Below are 24,343 nucleotides of genomic sequence, written 5' to 3'. Positions count from 1 at the left end.
CGTATGGCTCAATGAAGAGCAGCGCAGGTGAAGCGTGACAGGCTATGTTGCGTTCATTTCGGCTGCCAATTATCACAGGAAGAAAGTCATGTCAGAGCTTCCCGATCGCGATGCGATCAATGCCCTGTTTGCGGGTAATTATGCCGACCCTTTTTCGTTACTAGGGATGCACCGAACTCAGCAAGGCCTGGAAGTCAGGGCATTGCTCCCCGAAGCGCTCGAAGTGTGGGTCATTGAAACCTCCACCGGGCGTAAACTGGCCCAGCTGGTGTGCGAGGATGCACGCGGCTTCTTCAGTGGCGTCATTCCACGCCGTAAAAATCATTTCCGCTACCAGTTGGCGGTGAACTGGCACGGCCAGCAAAATCTGGTCGATGATGCCTACCGCTTTGGCCCGCTGCTGCAGGAGATGGATCTGTGGCTGCTGGCGGAAGGAACACACCTGCGTCCTTACGAGACGCTGGGCGCGCATGGCGACGTCATCGATGGCGTCTTCGGTACCCGCTTCTGCGTCTGGGCACCCAACGCCCGTCGCGTCTCAGTGGTTGGTGACTTCAACTTCTGGGATGGCCGCCGTCATCCGATGCGCCTGCGTCAGGAACTGGGCATCTGGGAGCTGTTTGTACCGGGCGCGGTCAACGGTCAGCTCTACAAATATGAAATTATCGATGCCAATGGTGAACTGCGCATCAAAGCGGATCCTTACGCCTTTGAAGCGCAGATGCGCCCGCAAACTGCGTCGATGATCTGTGGCCTGCCAGAGCCGGTTGAGATGAAAGAGGAGCGTAAAGCCGCCAACGGTTTTGACGCGCCCATCTCCATCTATGAAGTGCATCTGGGCTCCTGGCGTCGTCACACCGACAACAACTTCTGGCTGAGCTACAAAGAGCTGGCTGAACAGCTGGTGCCTTACGTTAAAGAGATGGGCTTTACCCATATCGAACTGCTGCCGATCAACGAGCATCCGTTTGATGGCAGCTGGGGCTATCAGCCACTGGGCATGTATGCACCGACCCGCCGTTTTGGAACCCGTGATGAGTTCCGCGCCTTTATTGACGCCGCCCATGAAGCGGGCCTCAACGTGCTGCTCGACTGGGTGCCGGGTCATTTCCCCAGCGATGATTTCGGTCTGGCGCGCTTCGACGGCACGCAGCTCTATGAGCACAGCGACCCGCGTGAAGGCTTCCATCAGGACTGGAACACCCTGATTTACAACTTTGGCCGCCGCGAAGTAAGCAATTACCTGTCGGGCAATGCGCTCTACTGGACCGAACGTTTTGGCATTGATGGCCTGCGCGTGGATGCGGTGGCGTCGATGATCTACCGCGATTACAGCCGTAACGAAGGGGAGTGGGTGCCGAATCAGTTCGGTGGCCGTGAGAACCTCGAAGCGATCGAATTTCTGCGTTACACCAACCGCACGCTCGGCACCGTCGCGTCCGGGTCGGTAACCATGGCTGAAGAGTCCACCGACTATCCTGGCGTGACACGTCCGACCGAAGGCGGCGGGCTGGGCTTCTGGTTCAAATGGAATCTGGGCTGGATGCACGACACGCTCGACTACATGCAGGTCGATCCCATCTACCGTAAGCACCATCACAACCTGATGAGCTTCGGCATGATGTACAACTACACCGAAAACTTTGTGCTGCCGCTGTCGCATGACGAAGTGGTGCACGGTAAGCGCTCGATTCTCGATCGTATGCCGGGCGACGCCTGGCAGAAGTTCGCCAACCTGCGTGCCTACTACGGCTGGATGTGGGGCTTCCCGGGCAAGAAACTGCTGTTCATGGGCAATGAATTTGCTCAGGGCCGCGAGTGGAACCACGACGTCAGCCTGGACTGGCATCTGCTGGAAGGGGATGACAACTGGCATCACGGTGTTCAGCGTCTGGTGCGCGACCTCAACCACACCTATCAGCACTACACACCGCTGCATCAGCTGGACTTTGATCCGGCAGGCTTTGAGTGGCTGGTGGTGAACGATGCGGAACACTCCGTCTTCGCCTTTGTCCGCCGCGACCGTGAAGGCAACGAAGTGATCGTCATCAGCAATTTCACCCCGGTGGCGCGTCCGGGCTATCGCTTTGGCGTTAATCAGCCTGGCTACTGGCGTGAAGTGCTGAACACAGATCAGCACGAGTATCACGGCAGTGACGTGCGCATTCATCGGGTGCATACCGATGAGCAGGAGAGTCACGGACGACCGCAGTCGCTGAGTCTCAATCTGCCGCCGCTGGCAACAGTCTGGCTGGTGCGGGAGGCTGAATGACCATTACTGCCGGCGATCCCGAACCGCTGGGTGCCAGTTACGATGGCAAAGGCGTTAACTTCACTCTGTTCTCACAGCATGCTGCGCGCGTAGAGCTCTGCCTGTTTGATGAACAGGGCGCAGAACAGCGTCTTGACCTGCCTGGCCGCAGTGGGGATATCTGGCACGGTTATGTTCCGGCGTTAAAACCGGGACAGCGCTACGGTTACCGGGTTTATGGCCCCTGGTCGCCGCAGCAGGGACATCGCTTTAATCCGGCAAAGCTGCTGGTTGACCCCTGCGCCCGCGCGGTGCAAGGCGATGTTCCGGATGACCCGCTGTTTCAGGGCGGCGAAGCGCAGCCCGATCCGCATGACAACGCCGCGATTGCGCCTAAAGGTGTGGTGGTAGCCGAAGATTTTGACTGGCAGGGCGATGTCGCGCCACGTACGGCCTGGGGCAACACGGTAATTTATGAAGCCCATGTGCGCGGCCTGACGCAGCAGCATCCGGAAATTCCGGAAACGCTGCGCGGGACTTACGCGGCGCTGGGTCATCCTGTTATGGTGGATTACCTGCGCAAGCTGGGAATTACCACTCTTGAGCTGCTGCCAGTGGCCCACTTCGCCAGCGAACCGCGATTGCTGCAGCTTGGCCTGAGCAACTACTGGGGTTATAACCCTTTTGCGCTCTGGGCGGTGGATCCCCGTTACGCCTCCGGTCAGCCGGGTGTGACGCCGTTGCAGGAGTTTCAGCAGGCGGTCAAGAGCCTGCACGCCGCGGGTATTGAAGTACTGCTGGATGTGGTATTCAACCACACTGCCGAACTGGACGAGATTGGCCCGACGATCTCGATGCGCGGTATCGACAATGCCAGCTACTACTGGCTCGATGAGCAGGGCGGTTATCAGAACTGGACCGGCTGCGGCAACACGCTGAATATCCACCATCCGCAAGTGATGGCGTGGACCTTAGAGGCGCTGCGCTACTGGGTGCGCGTTTGCCATGTCGACGGCTTCCGCTTTGACCTTGCGCCGGTTCTGGGCCGCACACCCGATTACCAGCGTGATGCACCCTTTTTTGAGGCGATACGCGCCTGTCCGCTGCTCTCTCAGGTCAAGCTGATTGCAGAACCCTGGGATATCGGCCCTGACGGCTATCAGGTTGGCCGTTTTCCGCCACCGTTTGCCGAATGGAACGATAAGTTTCGCGACACCGCGCGTCGTTACTGGCTGCATGGCGGCTTAAGCAATGGCGAGTTCGTTCGGCGCTTTGCCGCCTCCAGCGATCTCTATCAGCATGATGACCGGCCGCCACACGCCACGGTTAACCTGATCACCGCCCATGACGGCTTTACGCTGTGGGATGTGGTGAGCTTCGAACGTAAACACAACGAAGCGAATGGGGAAGATAACCGCGATGGCCACGGTGATAACTACAGCCACAACCACGGCAAAGAGGGACTGAACGTCAGCTTTGACGTGATCGAACGCCGCCGCCGCAGCGTGCGGGCACTGCTGACGACGCTGCTGCTGTCACAGGGCACGCCAATGCTGCTGGCCGGCGATGAGCGCGGCCATACGCAGCGCGGCAACAACAACGCCTACTGTCAGGATAACGCCCTGAGCTGGCTTGACTGGCAGGCGGATGAGAAGGGATTAGTCGGATTCACCGCAGCACTGATTGCTCTGCGCCAGCGCATTCCGGCGCTGACCGCAGATCGCTGGTGGCAGGACGGTGACGGTAATGTGCAGTGGCTCAATGCCGGTGGCCAGCCACTGCAACACGATGAATGGGCACAGGGGATGCACAGATTGCAGATCCTGCTGTCCGGCCGCTGGTTAATAACAATAAACGCCACGGATACGGTGAATGACATCGTGTTACCAGACGGAGAATGGCGTGCCCTTCCTCCTTTCGCCGGGGACGATAACCCCATCCTGCTAACTGTCTGGCATGGTCCCGCACACGGTGTGTGCGTGTTCCAAAAGCAATCATAAGGAGTCAGACATGGTTAAGTTAGACAGAACAGATCACCTGATGCTGGCCCGCCAGCTCCCTACACAGACGGTTGCTCTGATCCTTGCCGGCGGACGCGGCACGCGCCTGGTCGATTTAACGGCCAAACGTGCTAAACCGGCGGTGCATTTCGGCGGCAAGTTCCGCATTATCGACTTTGCCCTCTCCAACTGCGTCAACTCCGGTATCCGACGGATTGGCGTGATTACCCAGTATCAGTCTCATACCCTGACTCAGCATATCCAGCGTGGCTGGTCGATCTTCAATGAAGAGATGAATGAGTTTGTCGATTTGCTGCCAGCGCAGCAGCGCTTTTCGACCGAACAGTGGTATCGCGGAACGGCCGATGCCGTGACGCAAAACCTTGATGTAATTCGCCGCTATCAGGCGCAGTACATCGTGATCCTTGCCGGGGACCACATTTATAAGATGGATTATTCACGCATGCTGCTGGATCACGTGGTGAACGAGGCGAAATGTACCATCGCCTGTTTACCGGTGCCGGTACATGAGGCTACGGCCTTTGGCGTGATGGCGGTGGACGAAGATAACATGGTGATCGACTTCGTGGAGAAACCCGCGAAACCGCCCACCATGCCGGGTGATGACACGCAGTCGCTCGCCAGCATGGGGATTTACGTGTTTAACGCGGACTATCTCTATGAGCTGCTGGAGGAGGATCTGCAGACGCCAGGCTCTAACCATGATTTCGGCAAAGATATCCTGCCGAAAATCGTGGCAAGCGGCGAAGGCTATGCGCACTCCTTTGCGCTCTCCTGCGTCCAGAACGATGACAATGCGCCGCCTTACTGGCGCGACGTCGGAACGCTGGAAGCTTACTGGCGCGCCAATCTTGACCTGGCCTCGGTGATGCCTGAGCTGGATATGTATGACGTCACCTGGCCGATTCGTACTCACATGGAGCCGCTGCCGCCGGCCAAATTTGTTCAGGATCGTTCCGGCAGTCACGGGATGACCATGAACTCACTGGTATCGGGCGGCTGCATCATCTCCGGTTCGGTGGTGGTCAATTCCGTGCTGTTCCCACGCGTCCGCGTTAACTCGTTTTGCAATATTGATTCAACTGTACTGTTGCCTGATGTGGTAGTGGGCCGATCGTGTCGCCTGCGTCGCTGTGTGATTGATCGCGCCTGCGAACTGCCGGAGGGCATGGTTATTGGCGAAAACCCCGATGAAGACAGTCGCCGGTTTCACCGTTCGGATGAAGGGATCGTACTGGTCACCCGCGCCATGCTGGCAAGGCTGGCCAAAGCGGGGCTGTAAGCGATAAGCGGAACTTACGCAATCGGCACGCGGAGCGTGCCGGATAACTTAATGAGGTCGAGGATGCAGGTTTTACATGTCTGTTCAGAACTTTTCCCGCTGCTGAAAACGGGCGGACTGGCTGATGTAGTCGGGGCATTACCTCAGGCGCAGATTGCGGGCGGCACGGATACACGGGTACTGTTGCCCGCTTTTCCCGCATTGCGCAAAGGCATACCCGATCTCCAGGTAGTGACGGAGCGAGAGACATTTGCCGGTCATATACGTCTGCTATTTGGTGAATTTAATGGTGTGGGCATTTACTTAATTGATGCGCCCGGCCTCTACGATCGTCCCGGCAGTCCCTACCATGACGAGTCGCAGTTTGCATATGTCGACAACTATCTGCGCTTTGCGCTGCTGGGCTGGGTCGGCTGTGAACTGGCGTGCGGCATGGACTCTATGTGGCGTCCTGAGATCGTGCATGCGCATGACTGGCATGCTGGCCTGACCTGCGCCTATCTGGAAGCGCGTGGTCGTCCGGCTAAATCCGTCTTCACCGTACATAACCTGGCATACCAGGGGCTGTTCATGGCGCATCACATGGATGAGATTGGCCTGCCGTGGTCGTTCTTTAACATGCATGGGCTGGAGTTCTTTGGTCAGATCTCCTTCCTGAAAGCGGGACTCTTTTACGCTGACCACATTACGGCGGTGAGCCCGACTTACGCTCATGAAATTACCTCTGCCGAATTTGCTTATGGCATGGAAAGCCTGCTGGCGCAGCGGATGCGGGAAGGCCGTCTTAGCGGGATCCTCAATGGCGTCGATCCCTCTATCTGGGACCCGGCGCACGACCTGCTGCTGAGTGCGCGCTATAACCGCGACACGCTGGAAGCGAAAGCGGAAAACAAACGGCAGCTGCAGGTGGCGATGGGGCTGAAGGTGGATGATAAAGCGCCGGTATTCTGCGTGATCAGCCGACTGACTAAACAGAAAGGCCTGGACCTGGTGCTGGAAGCGCTGCCTGGCCTGCTGGCGCAGGGCGGACAGCTGGTGCTGCTGGGACAGGGTGATGCCGAGCTGCAACAGGGATTCCTGGCGGCAGCGGCGGAGCATCCGGGCAGCGTGGGTGTGCAGATTGGCTATCACGAAGCGTTCTCCCATCGCATTGTCGGTGGCGCGGATGTGATCGTGGTGCCGAGTCGCTTTGAGCCCTGCGGCCTGACTCAACTTTATGGCCTGAAGTATGGTACGTTGCCGTTAGTGCGCCGCACCGGCGGGCTGGCAGATACCGTCAATGACAGCTCTCTGGAGAACCTGGCCGACGGTATCGCCAGTGGCTTCAGCTTTGAAGATGCCAACGCCTGGTCGCTGTTGCGGGCCATCCGGCGCGCGTTTGTGTTGTGGTCCCGTCCTTCACTGTGGCGTTACGTTCAGCGTCAGGCGATGGGCATGGACTTTAGCTGGCAGGTGGCCGCACAAGCCTACCGTGATCTCTACCAACGTTTGATGTAACGGATTGGGAAAACTGGATATGAATGCACCTTTCACTTACGCCTCACCAACGTTGACGGTTGATGCCTTAAAGCATTCGATTGCCTACAAACTGATGTTCACTATCGGCAAAGATCCCTCGATCGCCAACAAGCACGAGTGGCTCAACGCCTCGCTGCTGGCAGTGCGCGACCGGATGGTGGAGCGCTGGCTGCGTTCCAGCCGTGCCCAGCTCTCTCAGGATGTCCGCCAGGTCTATTACCTGTCGATGGAGTTCCTGATGGGCCGCACGTTAGGGAATGCGCTGCTGGCGATGGGGATCTATGACGATCTCAACCAGGCACTGGATGAGATGGGTCTGGATCTGGCCGAGCTGATGGAAGAGGAGAACGATCCGGGGCTGGGCAACGGTGGTCTGGGTCGCCTGGCGGCCTGTTTCCTCGATTCACTGGCGACGCTGGGCATGCCGGGCCGCGGTTATGGCATCCGCTATGATTACGGCATGTTCAAACAGAACATCGTGGAAGGTGAGCAGAAAGAGTCGCCGGATTACTGGCTCGAATATGGTAATCCGTGGGAATTCCAGCGTTTCAATACCCGTTACAAAGTCCGTTTTGGCGGTCGCGTTCAGCATGAAGGCACGAAGGTGCGCTGGCTGGAGACCGAAGAGATCCTGGCGATGGCCTATGACCAGATCATTCCGGGCTTCGACACGGATGCCACCAATACCCTAAGACTGTGGGGTGCGCAGGCCAGCAACGAAATCAACCTCGGCAAGTTCAACCAGGGTGACTATTTTGCGGCGGTGGAAGATAAAAACCACTCTGAAAACGTGTCGCGCGTGCTCTACCCGGATGACTCCACCTATTCAGGCCGTGAGCTGCGTCTGCGTCAGGAATATTTCCTGGTCTCCGCGACCGTGCAGGACATCCTGAATCGCCACTGGCGGATGCACCAGACCTGGGACAACCTGGCGGACAAGATCGCCATTCACCTGAATGATACCCATCCGGTGCTGGCGATCCCCGAACTGATGCGCCTGCTGATTGACGAACATAAATTCAGCTGGGACAGCGCTTTCGACGTCTGCTGTCAGGTCTTCTCCTATACCAACCATACGCTGATGACCGAAGCGCTCGAGACCTGGCCGGTCGATATGATCGGTAAGATCCTGCCGCGCCACCTCAGCATCATTTTCGAGATTAACGACTTCTTCCTCAAGACGATTCAGGATCACTATCCTGATGACCTGGATCTGCTGTCGCGCATTTCGATCATCGACGAGAACGATGGACGCCGGATACGCATGGGCTGGCTGGCCGTCGTTGTCAGTCATAAAGTGAATGGCGTGTCAGAGCTGCACTCCAATTTAATGGTGCAGTCACTGTTTGCCGACTTCTCCCGTCTGTTCCCGGGCCGCTTCTGCAACAAAACCAACGGCGTCACTCCACGTCGCTGGCTGGCGCTGGCGAACCCGGCGCTGTCAGAGGTGCTGGATGAGGAGATTGGTCGCAACTGGCGTACCGATCTCAGCCAGCTGGATGAGCTGAAAGCCCAGATCGACTATCCGGCGTTTATCGAAAAAGTCGCGGTTGCCAAGCATCAGAACAAGCGTCGGCTGGCCGACTGGGTAGCGAAGAATCTGGATGTGGTGCTCGACCCGAACGCGCTGTTTGATGTACAGATCAAGCGTATTCACGAGTACAAACGTCAGCTGCTCAACGTGCTGCATGTGATCACCCGTTACAACCGTATCAAGGCCGATCCGCAGGCGGATTGGGTGCCGCGCGTGAATATCTTTGCCGGTAAAGCAGCGTCGGCTTATTACGTCGCCAAGCACATCATTCATCTGATCAACGATGTCGCGAATGTGATCAACAACGATCCGCAGGTGAAGAACAAACTGAAGGTGGTCTTCGTCCCGAACTACAGCGTGAGCCTGGCGCAGATCATTATCCCGGCGGCCGATCTCTCTGAGCAGATCTCGACCGCAGGGACGGAAGCGTCCGGCACCAGTAACATGAAGTTTGCGCTGAACGGTGCGCTGACGATCGGTACGCTGGATGGCGCCAACGTTGAGATGCTGGATCACGTCGGGGAAGAGAACATCTTTATCTTTGGTAATACCACGCCGCAGGTCGAAGCGCTGCGTAAGGGCGGCTATAACCCGCGTGACTATTACGAAAAGGACGATGAGCTGCATCAGGTGCTGACTCAGATTGCCTCTGGCGTATTCAGCCCGCAGGATCCGGGTCGCTACCGCAATCTGTTCGATTCTCTGGTTAACTTCGGCGATCACTACCAGTTACTGGCGGATTATCGCAGCTATGTGGATACCCAGGATAAGGTGGATGCGCTCTATCGTAAACCGGATGAGTGGCAGCGCCGCGCAGCGAAAAATATCGCCGGCATGGGCTACTTCTCGTCGGACCGTACCATTCAGGAGTACGCCGATGAGATCTGGAACATTACACCAATAAGGCTGTAGGGTCCGGGCAGTACGCCTTTCTGAGGTTCTTTGCGGCCGGGTAACCGGCCGCCACATTGCCATCTTCTCTTCAGACCCTCCCGCCATCCCTCACCCTTTTTCACAGGGTTCAGCGTCTCATGATTTCTGTGCCTGTATCTGCCCGTAGAGCGAGCCAGATCATTACACCCTGGCTGAGAATCGCTACTATGCGGGAAAGCAAAACGACCCGACAGGCAACCGCGGCCCATGAGTGACAACATCAATCAGGAAATTACCTTTCGCAAGCTCAGCGTCTTTATGATGTTTATGAGCAAAGGGAATATCGCCCGCACGGCGGAAGCGCTGGCCCTGAGCAGCGTCAGCGTGCACCGCGCGCTGCACACGCTGGAAGAGGGCATCGACTGTCCGCTGTTTATCCACAAAGGCCGTAACCTGGTGCCGTTGCCTGCCGCCTGGACGCTGCTGGACTACTGTCGTGACGTGACCACCCTGATGGGTAAAGGTATTGAAGAGGCGCGCAAGGTGGCGGGTATCGGTGTGGGTCGTCTGCGGCTTGGCACGCTCTACTCGCTGACGCTTGAAACCATCCCCCGACTGATTATGGGCATGAAACTGCGCCGGCCCACGCTGGAGCTTGATCTGACCATGGGCTCCAATCAGATGCTGCTGAACATGCTGGAAGATGACGCGCTGGATGCCATTCTGATCGCCACCGATGACGGCGAACTCAGCGATGCGCATTTTGATGTGATTCCGCTGTTTGAAGACCGTATCTTTCTGGCCGCGCCAGCCGGGGAGACGCGGGAGGGAACCGGCCCGGTGGATCTGCGTGATTTTGCCGACCGTGATTTTGTTTCACTGGCTGAGGGATTTGCCACCTATACCGGTTCGCAGGAGGCGTTTCAGATAGCCGGATTTGAACCGCGCATGGTCACGCAGGTAAATGACATCTTCTCAATGATAAGCCTGGTGCAGGCGGGCATTGGCCTGGCGCTGATCCCGGGACGGATGAAGAAGGTATATGAAAACAACATTCAGTTGCTGCCGCTGGCTGAGCCTTATCAGATGCGTCAGCAGATCTCGATTGTCTACTCACATCGTCGCGAACGCGATAATGACCTGCTGGCCCTGGCGGCAGAAGGGCGGATGTACGCCCGCAGCCTTACTGACTGAGTCGTTTAGCCAGATGCAGCGCAACGTCGATACTGTTACGCTCCAGACAAATCGCTTCGCCCTGCCAGCCCGCCTGCAGCGTCAGGCCGGTCAGCACATTGCCAGGCGGCATCTCAATCGCCAGTCGGGCATCGCGCTGATTAGCTGAAACCATCGCATCATTCCACTGCACCGTGCGCGCCATATTAAAGGCGAGATCGTCAGCAATCTTCTCCGGCTCCCAAATCACCCGTCCGGTGGAGCCGCTGAGGTAAGCGCAATCGGGCCGCGAGAGGCTGACGGACGCAAACGCGCGCGCCAGTTCAGCGGCGGGTTTATCCAGCAGCGCGCAGTGCGACGGCACGCTCACCGCGAGTTTAACGGCTTTACTGGCACCGGCATCCAGTGCTTTCTGCGCCACGACAGCCATATCCTCGTCACGACCGGCAATGACAATCTGCGTTTCCGCATTCAGGTTGGCGATGTAGGTATTGCTGCCAGCCAGCAGTTTCTCAAGACGACTCAGCGTTAAACCGGTGATCGCGGTCAGGCCATATCCCTGCGGATAAGCCTGTTCCATCAGATCGCCGCGCAACGCCACCAGCCGCAGGGCGTCGCTGAAATCGAGCGCGCCGGAAATCACCGCAGCGGGAAATGCACCAATCGACAGACCACTGACGATGTCCGGTTTCACCCCACGGCGGATCAGCTCGCGCGCCCAGGCGACTCCCGCAATCAGCAGACTGAGCTGGACGGCGCGGGTGTGGCGCAGCGCATCAGTGCTGTCGAGCCGGTCGGTCTCGTCGCCCAGTACCGCTCGCACGCTGTTTAACACCGCGTCGCCGTCGGGCAGATGCTGCAGCATCCCGGCACGCTGGGTGCCCTGGCCGGGAAAGGTAAAGAGTATTTTCATGGATTCTCCCTGCTCCAGGGTGAGGCGGTCAGTATCGGTCCGGTATCGGTTTTTAACAGCACGCGACCCTCACGCAGCCACTCGTTCAGCGCAAACGCGCCAGACGGCGTTTCCACCTGGGTATCTACCCGGCAGTCCAGTGCGTCAGTCTGCGTCAGCCACTGTTGCAGCGCATCGCGTGGCAGTGGCTCTGGCGCGCGGATCACTAAATCAAGATCGCTGGCAGCGTGCAGCACAAGTCGCTGCGTCGCCAGCGCATAACCGGTGCTGCCGGTAATGCCCCAGTGCCAGGGCCAGAGAGTCTCGCTGAGCGCAATCGCCGCGCGAACCGGCGCATAAGCGGTAAAGGGTGAATCCAGCAGCCATGTCCGTTCTGCCAGCCTCTCTGGCGTCACCATCCGGACAATATCGGCTGGACTAATCCAGCCGGCGGCGCGCTGCTCACGTCGTTCACCGCGTACACCCACCGGAATCAGACCGGATTCACGGTGGTCGCGCCGTACCACCACCGGCAGATTGGGATGCCAGAACGGGCTGACCCAGCTCTCTTTAACCGCGGCTAACGCGTCACTGTGACGCAGCCAGAGCAGATCGTGGGGGCGCGGCGCACTCATATTACATTCCTGATGTCAGCGTGATGAACAGCGGTAACGATAAAATACACAGAATTGAGCTTAACAGCAGCACGGCTTCAGCATCGGGTGACTGCACGCCAAAGCGGTTGCCGAACACCACGCCGAAGAAACCGGCCGACAGCGCAATCATCAGGATAGCGGTGATGGCGACTGAACCGTTAAGTCCCAGCGCCAGTACCAGACCCCAGGCGATAAAGGGCTGAATCAGCAGCTTAGCCACAGTACCGACGCCGACGACGGCGTTGAGTTTCAGCTGACGCGCAGAGAGGATGACACCCGTCAGGAACAGCGCAGCGGCGGTGGCCGCCAGGCCCAGCGGTTTGATCGCGGCCAGCACCAGATCCGGCATTTTAACGCCCAGCGCTGACAGAACCACCCCAATCAACGGTCCCATCACGATAGGTTTTTTTACTGAACGCCACATCAGGATCGGCAGCATTTTCAGCGTTGAACCGTGTTCGGTACCTGCGGCAAACGCCTTTTCACGTTCCAGGATCAGCAGGCACAGCGGGGTGAGCAGCACTGAACCACAGGCAATCGACACCGCCACGGAGAGGGAGGTGGCCGCATTTTCACCCAGCACGCTGGCCAGAATGGGCAGTCCCAGTGCGGCGTAGTTAGGCAGCGCCACGGTCAGCGTCAGAACGGCCGCATCCTGCGGTGACTTTTTGAACACTTTGGTCGCAAGGAAATAGACGGTGCCATAGGTAATCCACATTGCACCGGTGATCACCACAATCAGCGGCCACTGCGCCACAATGCCTGGCCACGGTGTCTGAACCGTGGCGCTGAACAGCGCGGCGGGCAGTGCAAAATCCATCACGAAGATATTAAGCAGAGAGACATCTTGGTTGTTGACCATTCCGGCCTTACCGGCCCAGAAACCCAGCAGCATAATGACAAAGATCGGAGCAAGGGCATGAACAATTATATAAATCATAAATCACCTGTATTTAAGAAGAACTCTTTAAAAAACAGCGATGTTTATAATTCTGAACACGGCCACTGCTCCGGGGCGCAATTAGCGATGCGCCCCGTCAGACCGGTTTCGGCAGGTTTATTTTTTTAGTTAATTACCAGGCCGCGCGCATACGTTCGCGAACCAGGGAGGAGCTGTGACGATTGGAGGCACCGAGGCGGCTTTTCAGGCTCGGATCCTGGCGAGCGTCGCTGATCGCCTTGTGCAGCGCAATCTCAACCATCGCCACATCGGCGTCAGACGGCGCATCAGGATTGCCCACGTTCAGCAGATCGGAGAGCAGGCCCAGCGTGGCGAAGTTATTTACGTCGTAAGCCATCGGTGGAATGGTCGCAGCCAGTTTTTCCAGCGCTTCCACGGAACGCAGCGTAATACGCGCCGCCGATGCTTTGCCCATGGCATGCACCAGCACACCCTGATCGTTGAGCGCAATCAGTCGGTTAGCCTGATAACCGTGTGCCAGGAACGCACCGGACATCGCTTTGCCGACAATCAGGCCAATCACCGGATGACCGTCAAGGCGTGCGTTGGCATACGCCCCCGCTGCACCCGCCAGCGCCTGATGAATACCAAATGCCTCTTCGCGGCGGCCATAGGCCTGACTTGGCACATCAATCACCGCCACAATCGGACGTTTTACGGCACTGTTTTTGTCTGCTTCGCGCGTTTCATTCACCACTTTCGCCAGCGTCCAGCCCTCCAGCAGACCGACTTCACCCTGCGCGGCGCGCGGATAGTGGTTTTGTGGATCGGGCACGACGGCAATAAAGCGGACGTTTTCGCCATTGAGCTGGCCGTCAGCCACCTGAACAGAGGCACACAGGCCGCTAAGACGCTGTGCATTGGGTGCGAGTTTTTCCAGCCAGGTTGCACCGCGGCTGCTTGTCTGAGTCATTATTTCTCCTCCCGGGCGAAAAGCTGTTTAATCTGCGCGGTATCCGCCTGCTGGCGGGTATCAAACTGCGACAGACGTGACAGGAAATCGGCATAGTTATCGCTGCGGTTCTGAGCCGGAACGCCTTTGGCAATAAACTCATTCATGGCGGTTTTTACCGCGTTGATGCCGTCACTCACCAGCGCATCGACCAGGCCGCTGGCGTAGCGGATTTCGCCGCCGGTCATGCTCCAGATAAACGGGCGATCGCGCGAGTCATACTCTTCAATGCCTGCTTCCTGCTCAATGACCTGCGGACCGTTCAGTCCCAGACGGGCTTCGCGCGTGACAATCAGGTAGCTGCAGAGTGCGGCAGCGATAGACATCCCGCCGAAGCAGCCAACGGTGCCGCTGACGATGCCGATAACCGGGGTGTAGCGACGCAGATCGACAATCGCTGCGTGAATATCCGCAATCGCCGCCAGGCCAAGATTCGCTTCCTGCAAGCGCACGCCACCGGTTTCCAGGCAGAGCACCGCCTGAGTCGGAATGCCGTTGCGATTGTCTTCCGCCGCCAGCTCCAGCGCTGCCGCCATTTTCGCCCCGGAGACTTCGCCCATGCTGCCGCCCTGGAAGGTGCCTTCAATGGCAACCACCACGGCAGGCTGACCGTTCAGGGTGCCGCGTGCGACCACCATGCCGTCGTCTGACTGAGGCACCACGCCCTGCGGGGCCAGCCATGGCGACATAATGCCTTCAAAAGGATCAAGCAGTTCGCGGTAGCTGCCTGCATCCAGCAGCGCATGGGCGCGTTCACGGGCCCGTAATTCAATAAAACTGGCATCGTTACGCATGGCTCACCTCTTCAAAAACCTGTTCAATACGGATACGCGCTACGCCGGGTGTCGCGCCGAAATCGTGAATAATCAGCTTTCCTGCGGGCAGGCCGTTAATTAAGTTCAGGCGGTCAAACAGCGCCTTCCAGCGAGCGTCGCTGTTATCCAGTGAGGTGGTGATATCGATGTTCAGTGTCTGGCCTTCAGTTGCGGTGTACAGCACTTCCATATCACCGGAACCAACGACCCCGGCCAGCGCTCTGCCATTGAGCAGGCGGTTAGCAGGTAAAGATAATGTGATGTGTTCCATAATGGCCTCTAAAAATAAGAATGTTCAGGCGAGCAGACCCGATCAATAAACAGCGTCGCGGCCAGCAAATCGGCGGCCCCGCCAGGCGAAGCATTGAGCGCCAGCATGCGCCGGTCAAGCTGCGACAGCGCCACCTGACCTGCAGCTGTGCGGCAGCCTCCCGCCAGCAGTACGGCGCGTGCGCCCTGCTGCATGGCGTCTAGTCCGGTCATACCCGCACGTGACAGCACGCAGGTATCGCTGAGCGAGGTCATGATCGCCATCAGCGCATCAAGACGGGCTTCACTTTCACTGGCACCCACCGCCCGGCTGGTCAGCAGCTGCGGCAGCGCCAGCTTCATCACGTGAGGAAACGCCTGTTGCGCCTCTTCGCGTGCGCCGGGCACCTGATAGCGGTGCATTGCTTTTAACCCTTTGCTGAACAGCTTTGGCGCAGCCCGGTCGGGCAGGCTGGCCAGTGCGGCGGCGGTGCGGGTCAGCTGGTCGGCACTGGCAGCGCCACCGTGCATGGCCGCGGCACTCACCAGCAAGCCCAGCGCCCAGATTGCGCCTCGATGGGTGTTAACGCCGCCGGTTGCCGCCATCATCTGCTGCTCACCGTCACGGCCCAGGCGGCCTACCGTTTCGCGCAGGGCGATATCAGCGGGACGCAGCCAGCTGTGACGGGCCAGCGCCAGAAAAGCTGGCATCAGGCTGTGAGCGGAACGCTCCATTAGCGCCAGCGTCAGATCCTGATGCGCGCCGTTTCCCCGACTGTCGACCAGACCCGGCTTAGGGCTCAGGCGTGCTTCATCGATCAGACAATCGCGCGCCATCGTCGCCAGCTGGCTGGACTGCGCCTCGGCTTGAGTCTGTGACAGGAGTTTCATTTACCAGCTCCGGAATTTAGCAGGTGGGTTGTACAGGCCATCTGACCATTCAACCAGGTCAGCGACGCTGCCCGCTGCCAGCAGTGAACGCGTGGCGTCAGAGCGGCGGATACCCATATCTTCCGGGTAGACCACTTTGCCGCTTTTACGCAGGGCTGCGACGCGTGCCGCATCCACACCCTGGCCGATGTCGGTAATGCCCGCAACGGCAGCGACCATAGCGCGACGCTCTTCAAGACTTTCTGCGCGATAGAGATAGGCGATGCCTTCCTCAGTCAGCACATGGGTCACGTCATCGCCGTAAATCATGACCGGTGCCAGCGGCATACCGGAGGTTTTGGCGACCTCAACCGCATCCAGGGTTTCAACGAAGGTTGGTTTCGCGCCTGCCTGGAAGGTTTCGACCATCTGCACCACCAGTTTTTTACCGCGCTGCATCGGGTCTGGCTCGGTGATCATGTTCAGCCAGGCGGGCGTTGCGTGACGACGGCCATGGGGATCGTGACCCATGTTAGGTGCGCCGCCGAAACCTGAAAGACGACCACGCGTCACGGTAGAGGAGTTGGCCAGACCATCAACCTGCAGGGTGGCACCGATAAACATATCAACCGCGTACTGGCCGGCCAGCTGACAGAAGGCGCGGTTAGAGCGCATTGAGCCGTCGCTGCCGGTAAAGAAGATGTCGGGACGGGCGCGGATATACTCTTCCATCCCCAGCTCACCGCCGAAGCAGTGCACACTCTCGACCCAGCCGCTCTCAATCGCCGGGATCAGCGTCGGATGCGGGTTCAGCGTCCAGTGCTTACAGATTTTGCCTTTCAGGCCGAGCTGCTCGCCGTAGGTTGGCAGCAGCAGTTCAATCGCGGCGGTATTAAAACCGATACCGTGGTTCAGCGACTGCACCTGGTGTTCGGCATAGATGCCTTTAATCGCCATCATCGCCATCAGGATATGTTCCTGTTTAATCAGGCGCGGATCGCGGGTAAACAGCGGTTCGATAAAGAACGGTTTGTCTGCGACGACGACGTAGTCAATCCAGGAGCCGGGGATATCGACGCGAGGCAGGTCGGTTTCGTCATCGACCAGTTCATTGACCTGGGCTATCACGATACCGTCACGAAACGCGGCGGCTTCCACCAGTGCCGGGGTATCTTCGGTACTCGGGCCGGTATAGAGGTTGCCTTTGCGGTCAGCTTTGTAACCGGCAATCAACGCCACATTCGGGCTGAGATCAACATAGAGGCGGGAATAGAGTTCGATATAGGTATGGATAGCGCCGATTTCCAGCTGGCCATCCTGTAACAGCTGAGACATGCGCAGACTTTGCGGACCGGAAAAAGAGAAGTCGAGTTTGCGGGCGATGCCTTTTTCAAAAATATCGAGATGCTCACTGCGGCCGACGCTGGGCATAATCATATGCAGGTCGTGAATCTTTGCCGGATTCACCGCTGCCAGCGTGCGGGATAAGAAGTCAGCCTGTTTCTGGTTATTCCCTTCAAGCACCACGCGGTCGCCTGGTGCAATGAGTGTTTCCAGTGCTTCGGTAGCTCTTTCTGAAGGAATGACTTTGCCATTAAGGGGAAAGGAAGCTATACGGCGCGCTTTTTCACTGCGGCGTGTGTTCCACTCCCGGGCAGGCGTTTGGCCTGTGTTCATTTCAACCTCCTGATTAGAATCGCTGTTGCTTCGTTTATGCTGAGGGAAGTCTGAGCTTTCTTAATGCATCGTTCAATTAAGCAAAAAAACTGAACGTTAGATTTAAGGTAACGATAGAGAAAGGGGGGGAGAGAGATAAGCGAAGGGTTAAGTGTAGACTGAGAAAGATGACATAAAAGTTACAGTGGTGAATATTGCTGGTCGTAATTAATTATCAATATAAATATTCAGCCATGCTTAATATTCAGCTAGCGTTAATCCTGGAGCGTGAGGATTCTGAACGTTTATCCGGTGAATATGCCATAAAAGAAGCAGGCCGAAGCCTGCTTTCTGTATTTTAAGTCTCTGCTCAGGAGGCCAGTGACAGAACGGGTTTTGCTTTCGCTGCCAGCCACTCGGCAACGCGAGCCTGCTGCTCTTTGGTCAGCCACATACCCTGTTTGGTACGACGCCAGATAGCATCATCCAGTTCACGCACCCACTCATGCTGCACCAGGTAGCGCAGTTCGGCTTCGTAGAACTCGTGTCCGAAGTTCTCACCCAGGTCATCCAGACTTTTCGCGCCAGCCAGCAGGGTTTCCGTACTGCTGCCATAAGTGCGCGAGAAATGACGCGCCATGTTTTCGCTGATGAACGGATAACGACGACGCAGACTGGCTGCATAATCCTCACGGGTGCCGGAGATATTGCCGCCCGGCAACACGCAGTTTTTGGTCCAGGCCGGACCGGCGTTCGGGTAGTACTTCACCAGTTTTTCCAGCGCATGTTCCGCCAGCTTACGATAAGTGGTCAGCTTGCCGCCGAATACGGAAAGCAGCGGTGCCTGACCATTATCGTCGCGTACGTCCAGCGTGTAGTCACGGGTGATCGCCTGCGGTGAATCGGATTCATCATCACACAGCGGACGCACACCAGAGTAAGACCAGACGATATCGTCAGCGGTCAGCTGCTTTTTAAAGTGCCCGTTGAACACTTTCAGCAGGTATTCGGTCTCGTTGTCGTCGATATTGACGTTTTTAGGATCGCCTTTGTACTCCACATCGGTGGTGCCGATGATGGAGAACTCATCCATCCACGGGATGACAAACACGATACGGTTATCTTCGTTCTGCAGAATATAAGCCTGCTTCTCGGTATGAACGCGCGGCACCACGATGTGGCTGCCTTTGATCAGGCGGATACCGTAAGGCGATTTCAGCTTCAGGCTGTCATCAAACAGCTGCTTAACCCATGGGCCAGCAGCGTTGACCAGGCCTTTCGCCTGCCAGGTAAAGGTTTTGCCGGTATCGACATCTTCCGCTTCAACCTTCCACAAGCCACCTTCGCGCCAGGCACGGGTTACACGGGTGCGGGTACGGACTTCACCGCCACGCTTCACCACTTCCTGCGCATTCAGTACTACCATGCGGGCATCATCGACCCAGCAGTCAGAATATTCGAATCCGCGCGTAATCTCCGGCTTCAGGGCCGAATCTGCGCCAAACCGCAGACTTTTACTGCCTGGCAGGCTGGTACGCTTGCCGAGATGGTCATACATAAACAGGCCGGTGCGGATCATCCATGCCGGACGCAGGTGCGGACGGTGCGGCAGACGGAAGCGCATCGGGAACGCCAGATGCGGGGCCATTTTCAGCAGGACTTCGCGCTCGGCCAGTGCTTCACTGACCAGACGGAATTCGTAATGTTCAAGGTAGCGCAGGCCGCCGTGAATCAGTTTTGAACTGGCAGAGGAGGTCGCGCAAGCCAGATCCCGCGCCTCCAGCATTAACACCGACAGTCCGCGTCCTGCAGCGTCTGCTGCAATGCCGGCACCGTTGATGCCGCCGCCGATCACGATCAGGTCTTTGGTTTCCACGTCATCTCCTCCGATGTTCGGAATAGTTCATTAATGTTCGTTTTCGAGCATAATCATAATCGCAAACCAACATTGACGCCAGCTTTTAACCGGGTAAAAACATTTTTGCGTGATATAGCTAACATTCTGCCCACCAAAAAAACAGATAGCCGTAACGATTGTCAGGTTATCGGCGTGGATTCTCGGGTTACACTACGCAGCATTACGACGACGCTGTTATGAGAGATTCCATGGAAATGTTCGAATGTATTAACGTGCAGCAGGCGCAGGCGCATCTGGCCGAGGGTGCACTGCTGGTGGATATCCGCGATCCGCAAAGTTATGCCCTGGGCCATGCGGCAGGCGCGCTGCATCTGACCAACACCAACCTCAGCGACTTTGTCAGTGGCGCAGACCACAGCCTGCCGGTACTGGTAATGTGCTATCACGGCAACAGCAGCAAAAGCGCGGCGCAATATCTGCTGGGACAGGGTTTCAGCGCGGCCTACAGCATTGATGGCGGCTTTGATGCCTGGCGTGCCGCTTTTCCTCAGCAGGTTGCCCTCGGCAGTGAATAAATTGCAGCCCGTCACATGGAGAGTTAATGATGCGCATTACCCAGTTTAATCAGCCACGCATGGCGCAGGCGTTTGTGGACTACATGGCGACGCAGGGCATCACGCTGCGCATCGAGCATGAAAATCACTACGTCATCATGCTGGATGACGAGAGCAAGATCTCAGTGGTCGAAAACGAACTTCAGCAGTTTTTGCACGACCCTAACCATCCGCGTTATCAGGCTGCCAGCTGGCACAGCGGCAAGACTGACAGCGGTCTGCGCTATGAGCGTAGCAACATCTGGGCGAATATCCGCGAGCGGGCCGGTCCGCTGACCATGTCCCTGATGGTGCTCTGTATCGCTGTGTTTATTCTGATGCAGGTGATGGGCGATCAGACCGTGATGGCCTGGCTCTCCTGGCCGGATGCCGACCAGCATCTGCAGGTCTGGCGCTGGTTCAGCCATGCGCTGCTGCACTTTTCACTGCTGCACATCCTGTTTAATCTGATGTGGTGGTGGTATCTCGGCGGCGCGGTCGAAAAGCGCCTTGGCAGCGGCAAACTGTTCGTGATTATGCTGATTTCGGCGCTGCTCAGCGGCTGGCTGCAGGCGAAGTTCAGCGGCATCTGGTTTGGCGGTCTGTCTGGCGTGGTGTATGCGCTGATGGGTTACTGCTGGCTGCGCGGTGAGCGCGATCCTGACAGCGGCGTCTATCTTGAAAGGGGATTGATCGGATTTGCGCTGGTCTGGCTGGTGATTGGCTGGTTCGGCGTCTTTGGTCTGGCGATTGCTAACGCGGCGCACGTCGCCGGTCTGGTCGTCGGGCTGGCGATGGCGCTGGTGGATACGCGTCACGTCACGCGTCGTTAGACAGGATATAAGCGGGTTAACAGGAGAGGAACGTGAAGCAGACGCAACGTCATGATGCGATTATCGATTTAGTCCGTCGTCAGGGATATGTCAGTACTGAGGAGCTGGTGGATCACTTTGAGGTCAGCCCGCAAACCATTCGTCGCGATCTCAACGATCTGGCCGATCAGAACAAAATTCAGCGTCACCACGGCGGCGCGGCGCTTCCTTCCAGCTCTGAGAATACCGCCTGGCACGATCGTAAAATGATGTGGTCAGCGGAAAAAGCGCGGATTGCGCAGCGTGTTGCCAGCCAGATCCCGGATGGGGCCACGCTGTTTATCGACATCGGCACCACGCCGGAAGCGGTGGCGCACGCGCTGCTCAACCACAGCGATTTACGTGTGGTGACCAACAATCTTAACGTGGCGATGCTGTTAATGGGCAAACCCGACTTCCGGGTGATCATCGCAGGCGGTGAAGTACGGACCCGCGATGGCGCGGTGATGGGGGAAGCGACGCTCGACTTTATTTCCCAGTTCCGGCTCGATTACGGCATCCTGGGGATCAGCGGCATCGATATGGATGGATCGCTGCTGGAGTTCGACTATCACGAAGTCCGCACCAAGCGTGCCATCATTGAAAATTCACGCTGCGTGATGCTGGTGGTGGATCACTCGAAGTTTGGCCGTAACGCCATGGTTAACCTGGGTAACATGAGTCTGCTGGACTATCTCTACACCGACAAAATGCCGCCCGCCAGCGTTATGAAAGTGATTGAGCAGCATGAGGTTCACCTCGAACTCTGCTGATTCCTGCTACGCCAGCCGCCCGGCTGGCGTTTTTCTTTGATTGCTGTCGCTTTTTTCCTCACTCACGTCTTTACTTAACGGTTGCTGGCACCCGGTTGCCAGCCCGTGCGCTTTCTATTTTTGCTTCACCTCATTGCGTAACAGAAGGGAGTGATATGCCGCAGCAAAAATTTAATAAAGCCCGTTTTAACGCCGCATTGACCCGCCAGTGGCAGCAGTTAAGTCTCCTCTCCGCACAGCAGATGACCCCGCACCAGGCGTGGCAGGCGGTGAGCGCGGCGCTGGCCGAACTGCTGGCCGCCCAACCGGCACCGCGTCCGGCGGTGCAGCAGCGTCACGTTAATTATCTGTCGATGGAGTTTCTGATAGGCCGTCTGACCGGCAACAACCTGCTGAATCTCGGCTGGTATGACGAGGTTAAAGCGGCGCTGGCTGAGCAGCAGCTCGATTTAACCGAACTGCTGGAGCAGGAGGTCGATCCGGCGCTCGGCAACGGCGGGCTGGGACGGCTGGCCGCCTGCTACATGGATTCAATGGCAACGGTAGGGCAGTCCGCCACCGGCCATGGACTGAATTACCAGTACGGCCTGTTCCGCCAGTCTTTTGACGAGGGTAAGCAGATTGAAGCGCCCGATGACTGGCAGCGCGAACGCTATCCCTGGTTCCGTCACAACGCGGCGCTGGATGTTGACGTCGCGATGGGCGGTCGGGTAGAAAAACTGGAAAACGGCGGTGTACGCTGGCATCCCGATTTTACGCTGCGCGGTGAGGCCTGGGATTTGCCGGTCACCGGCTACCGCAACGGCGTGACGCTGCCGCTGCGCCTGTGGCAGGCAGTGAGCGCGCATCCGTTTGATCTCACCGCCTTTAATGACGGCCACTTCCTGCAGGCGGAGCAGCCCGGTATCGAAGCGGCAAAGCTCACCAAGGTTCTTTATCCCAATGACAACCATCAGGCTGGCAAGCGGCTGCGCCTGATGCAGCAATATTTCCAGTGCGCCTGTGCGGTGGCCGATATTCTGCGCCGTCACCATCTGGCGGGGCGCAGCATTCACAGCCTGCCGGATTTCGAAGTGATCCAGCTCAATGATACCCATCCGACCATTGCCATTCCGGAGATGCTGCGCGTGCTGCTGGATGAGCATCAGCTGAGCTGGGATGAAGCATGGCAGATCACCAGCCGGTTGTTTGCTTACACCAACCACACGCTGATGCCGGAGGCGCTGGAGCGTTGGGATGAGAAGCTGATGCGCAGCCTGTTGCCGCGCCACATGCTGATTATTAAAGAGATTAATCAGCGACTGAAGAAGCAGGTGAAGCAGCGCTGGCCGGATGACAAAGCGATGTGGCACAAGCTGGCGGTGGTGGCTGACGGTCAGGTGCGGATGGCCAATCTCTGCGTCGTCAGCGGCTTTGCGGTCAACGGCGTGGCGGCGCTGCACTCCCGTCTGGTGGTCAGCGATCTCTTCCCGGAGTATCACCAGCTCTGGCCGCAAAAATTCCATAACGTCACCAACGGCATTACGCCGCGTCGCTGGCTGAAGCAGTGTAACCCGGCGCTGGCCGGTCTGATTGATGAGACGCTGAAAACCGAGTGGGCCAATAACCTTGATGCATTGATCGGTCTGGAGGCTTATGCCGACGATCAGGCGTTTCGTCAGCGCTATCGCAGCATCAAACAGCAGAACAAAGCGCAGCTTACAGAGTATATCGCGCGGCACACCGGCATCATCGTGAATCCGGCTGCGCTGTTCGATGTGCAGATCAAGCGTCTGCATGAGTACAAGCGCCAGCATCTCAGCCTGCTGCATATCCTCTACTGCTATCAGACGCTCTGTAATAAACCGGAAGATGTCACCTTTACACCACGGGTATTCCTGTTCGGGGCTAAGGCCGCGCCGGGTTACTACCTCGCCAAAAATATCATCTACGCCATTAACAAAGTGGCGGAGGTGGTGAACAACGATCCGCGGGTTGGCGACAGACTCAAAGTGGTGTTTATCCCCGACTACCGTATCACCGTGGCCGAGCAGATGATCCCGGCAGCGGATCTCTCTGAGCAGATCTCCACCGCCGGTTATGAAGCCTCCGGCACCGGCAACATGAAGCTGGCGCTGAACGGTGCGCTGACGATTGGCACGCTGGATGGAGCTAATGTCGAAATTGCCGAACAGGTGGGCGAGGAGAACATCTTTATCTTCGGTCACACCGTGGATGAGGTGAAGGCGCTCAAGGCAAAAGGCTACAACCCGAAAAAGGTGCGTAAGCAGAACAAGCCGCTGGACGATTTACTGAAATCGCTGGAGAAGGGCAAATTCAGCGACGGGGATAAGCACGCCTTTGACCTGATGCTGGAGAGCCTGACGAAACACGGCGATCCCTGGCTGGTGCTGGCCGATTTCCAGGCCTATATCGAGGCGCAGCAACGGGTGGAAGCGCTATGGCGTGACCCCGAAGGCTGGACCCGCGCCGCCATCCTCAATACGGCACGAACCGGCATGTTCAGTTCGGACCGTTCCATTCGTGACTATCAGCAACGTATCTGGCAGGCACCGCGCTAAGGAG

Annotated in this window: 19 protein-coding genes; 10 read left to right on the top strand and 9 right to left on the bottom strand. The window is 57.6% G+C overall.

What is annotated here, in order from left to right:
- The first annotated feature begins 88 nt into the window (after positions 1 to 88).
- The 6 genes from glgB (at position 89) to IBT54_RS11280 (ending at position 10,673) form a co-directional block, all read left to right on the top strand.
- A complete protein-coding gene (glgB, locus tag IBT54_RS11305; protein WP_013359321.1) occupies positions 89 to 2,272 on the top strand; it encodes a 1,4-alpha-glucan branching enzyme in 2,184 nt (727 codons plus the stop codon).
- On the top strand, positions 2,269 to 4,251 hold the full coding sequence (gene glgX / locus IBT54_RS11300; RefSeq protein ID WP_110331000.1) for a glycogen debranching protein GlgX: 1,983 nt from the start codon (positions 2,269 to 2,271) through the stop codon (positions 4,249 to 4,251). The genes glgB and glgX overlap by 4 nt, the downstream gene beginning before the upstream one ends.
- Positions 4,252 to 4,261: 10 nt before the next feature.
- Positions 4,262 to 5,554 (top strand): glucose-1-phosphate adenylyltransferase, encoded by a 1,293-nt coding sequence (glgC, locus tag IBT54_RS11295; protein ID WP_013359319.1) that lies wholly within the window; start codon positions 4,262 to 4,264, stop codon positions 5,552 to 5,554.
- A 63-nt stretch (positions 5,555 to 5,617) separates the two neighbouring features.
- On the top strand, positions 5,618 to 7,051 hold the full coding sequence (gene glgA / locus IBT54_RS11290; RefSeq protein WP_013359318.1) for a glycogen synthase GlgA: 1,434 nt from the start codon (positions 5,618 to 5,620) through the stop codon (positions 7,049 to 7,051).
- A 19-nt stretch (positions 7,052 to 7,070) separates the two neighbouring features.
- Positions 7,071 to 9,518 carry a glycogen phosphorylase gene (glgP, locus tag IBT54_RS11285; RefSeq protein WP_013359317.1) on the top strand — a complete coding sequence of 816 codons (2,448 nt, stop codon included), beginning with the start codon at positions 7,071 to 7,073 and terminating at the stop codon, positions 9,516 to 9,518.
- A 228-nt stretch (positions 9,519 to 9,746) separates the two neighbouring features.
- Positions 9,747 to 10,673, top strand: coding sequence for a LysR family transcriptional regulator (locus tag IBT54_RS11280; RefSeq protein WP_033784187.1), 927 nt, complete (start codon positions 9,747 to 9,749; stop codon positions 10,671 to 10,673).
- Here the strand turns inward: IBT54_RS11280 and mdcH are convergent.
- The 9 genes from mdcH to glpD all read right to left on the bottom strand — a co-directional run bounded on the left by mdcH (position 10,663) and on the right by glpD (position 19,579).
- Positions 10,663 to 11,565 carry a malonate decarboxylase subunit epsilon gene (mdcH, locus tag IBT54_RS11275; RefSeq protein WP_201252173.1) on the bottom strand — a complete coding sequence of 301 codons (903 nt, stop codon included), beginning with the start codon at positions 11,563 to 11,565 and terminating at the stop codon, positions 10,663 to 10,665. The genes IBT54_RS11280 and mdcH overlap by 11 nt on opposite strands.
- Positions 11,562 to 12,179, bottom strand: a complete 618-nt coding sequence (locus tag IBT54_RS11270; RefSeq protein WP_201252172.1) for a malonate decarboxylase holo-ACP synthase — start codon at positions 12,177 to 12,179, stop codon at positions 11,562 to 11,564. Before IBT54_RS11270 ends, mdcH begins: the two co-directional genes overlap by 4 nt.
- A 1-nt stretch (position 12,180) precedes the next feature.
- A complete protein-coding gene (locus IBT54_RS11265) occupies positions 12,181 to 13,140 on the bottom strand; it encodes an AEC family transporter (RefSeq protein ID WP_201252171.1) in 960 nt (319 codons plus the stop codon).
- Between the two features lie 133 nt (positions 13,141 to 13,273).
- Entirely contained in the window at positions 13,274 to 14,074 is an 801-nt protein-coding gene (gene mdcE / locus IBT54_RS11260) for a biotin-independent malonate decarboxylase subunit gamma (RefSeq protein WP_013359312.1), read from the bottom strand.
- Positions 14,074 to 14,907: a biotin-independent malonate decarboxylase subunit beta gene (locus IBT54_RS11255; protein WP_013359311.1), complete on the bottom strand. Its 834-nt coding sequence runs from the start codon at positions 14,905 to 14,907 to the stop codon at positions 14,074 to 14,076. Before IBT54_RS11255 ends, mdcE begins: the two co-directional genes overlap by 1 nt.
- A complete protein-coding gene (gene mdcC / locus IBT54_RS11250) occupies positions 14,900 to 15,199 on the bottom strand; it encodes a malonate decarboxylase acyl carrier protein (RefSeq protein ID WP_033784182.1) in 300 nt (99 codons plus the stop codon). Before mdcC ends, IBT54_RS11255 begins: the two co-directional genes overlap by 8 nt.
- 8 nt (positions 15,200 to 15,207) lie before the next feature.
- The gene (locus IBT54_RS11245; protein WP_013359309.1) at positions 15,208 to 16,068 is read right to left on the bottom strand and encodes a triphosphoribosyl-dephospho-CoA synthase; all 861 of its coding nucleotides are present in this window, start codon (positions 16,066 to 16,068) and stop codon (positions 15,208 to 15,210) included.
- Entirely contained in the window at positions 16,069 to 17,724 is a 1,656-nt protein-coding gene (gene mdcA / locus IBT54_RS11240) for a malonate decarboxylase subunit alpha (protein ID WP_201252170.1), read from the bottom strand.
- A 349-nt stretch (positions 17,725 to 18,073) separates the two neighbouring features.
- A complete protein-coding gene (glpD, locus tag IBT54_RS11235; RefSeq protein WP_013359306.1) occupies positions 18,074 to 19,579 on the bottom strand; it encodes a glycerol-3-phosphate dehydrogenase in 1,506 nt (501 codons plus the stop codon).
- Positions 19,580 to 19,809: 230 nt separating this feature from the next.
- Here glpD and glpE point away from each other — a divergent pair, with 230 nt between their 5' ends.
- The 4 genes from glpE to malP all read left to right on the top strand — a co-directional run bounded on the left by glpE (position 19,810) and on the right by malP (position 24,339).
- Complete coding sequence (gene glpE, locus IBT54_RS11230; RefSeq protein ID WP_049788879.1) at positions 19,810 to 20,136, top strand: thiosulfate sulfurtransferase GlpE; 327 nt, start codon at positions 19,810 to 19,812, stop codon at positions 20,134 to 20,136.
- Between the two features lie 29 nt (positions 20,137 to 20,165).
- On the top strand, positions 20,166 to 20,987 hold the full coding sequence (gene glpG, locus IBT54_RS11225) for a rhomboid family intramembrane serine protease GlpG (RefSeq protein ID WP_013359304.1): 822 nt from the start codon (positions 20,166 to 20,168) through the stop codon (positions 20,985 to 20,987).
- Between the two features lie 32 nt (positions 20,988 to 21,019).
- A complete protein-coding gene (locus IBT54_RS11220; RefSeq protein ID WP_013359303.1) occupies positions 21,020 to 21,778 on the top strand; it encodes a DeoR/GlpR family transcriptional regulator in 759 nt (252 codons plus the stop codon).
- Between the two features lie 155 nt (positions 21,779 to 21,933).
- Positions 21,934 to 24,339, top strand: coding sequence for a maltodextrin phosphorylase (gene malP, locus IBT54_RS11215; RefSeq protein WP_201252169.1), 2,406 nt, complete (start codon positions 21,934 to 21,936; stop codon positions 24,337 to 24,339).
- Positions 24,340 to 24,343: the final 4 nt, after the last annotated feature.

This window comes from Pantoea sp. S62 (genome assembly GCF_016658625.1).
Taxonomy (GTDB): Bacteria; Pseudomonadota; Gammaproteobacteria; order Enterobacterales; family Enterobacteriaceae; genus Pantoea; species Pantoea vagans.
Note: the sequence above shows the minus strand (reverse complement) of the source record. Positions and strands in the feature narration are given on the sequence as shown.

Coding starts and splice junctions, on each gene's coding strand:
- glgB (WP_013359321.1), top strand. CDS start 89: ATGTCAGAGCTTCCCGATCGCGATGCGATCAATGCCCTGTTTGCGGGT.
- glgX (WP_110331000.1), top strand. CDS start 2,269: ATGACCATTACTGCCGGCGATCCCGAACCGCTGGGTGCCAGTTACGAT.
- glgC (WP_013359319.1), top strand. CDS start 4,262: ATGGTTAAGTTAGACAGAACAGATCACCTGATGCTGGCCCGCCAGCTC.
- glgA (WP_013359318.1), top strand. CDS start 5,618: ATGCAGGTTTTACATGTCTGTTCAGAACTTTTCCCGCTGCTGAAAACG.
- glgP (WP_013359317.1), top strand. CDS start 7,071: ATGAATGCACCTTTCACTTACGCCTCACCAACGTTGACGGTTGATGCC.
- IBT54_RS11280 (WP_033784187.1), top strand. CDS start 9,747: ATGAGTGACAACATCAATCAGGAAATTACCTTTCGCAAGCTCAGCGTC.
- mdcH (WP_201252173.1), bottom strand. CDS start 11,565: ATGAAAATACTCTTTACCTTTCCCGGCCAGGGCACCCAGCGTGCCGGG.
- IBT54_RS11270 (WP_201252172.1), bottom strand. CDS start 12,179: ATGAGTGCGCCGCGCCCCCACGATCTGCTCTGGCTGCGTCACAGTGAC.
- IBT54_RS11265 (WP_201252171.1), bottom strand. CDS start 13,140: ATGATTTATATAATTGTTCATGCCCTTGCTCCGATCTTTGTCATTATG.
- mdcE (WP_013359312.1), bottom strand. CDS start 14,074: ATGACTCAGACAAGCAGCCGCGGTGCAACCTGGCTGGAAAAACTCGCA.
- IBT54_RS11255 (WP_013359311.1), bottom strand. CDS start 14,907: ATGCGTAACGATGCCAGTTTTATTGAATTACGGGCCCGTGAACGCGCC.
- mdcC (WP_033784182.1), bottom strand. CDS start 15,199: ATGGAACACATCACATTATCTTTACCTGCTAACCGCCTGCTCAATGGC.
- IBT54_RS11245 (WP_013359309.1), bottom strand. CDS start 16,068: ATGAAACTCCTGTCACAGACTCAAGCCGAGGCGCAGTCCAGCCAGCTG.
- mdcA (WP_201252170.1), bottom strand. CDS start 17,724: ATGAACACAGGCCAAACGCCTGCCCGGGAGTGGAACACACGCCGCAGT.
- glpE (WP_049788879.1), top strand. CDS start 19,810: ATGGAAATGTTCGAATGTATTAACGTGCAGCAGGCGCAGGCGCATCTG.
- glpG (WP_013359304.1), top strand. CDS start 20,166: ATGCGCATTACCCAGTTTAATCAGCCACGCATGGCGCAGGCGTTTGTG.
- malP (WP_201252169.1), top strand. CDS start 21,934: ATGCCGCAGCAAAAATTTAATAAAGCCCGTTTTAACGCCGCATTGACC.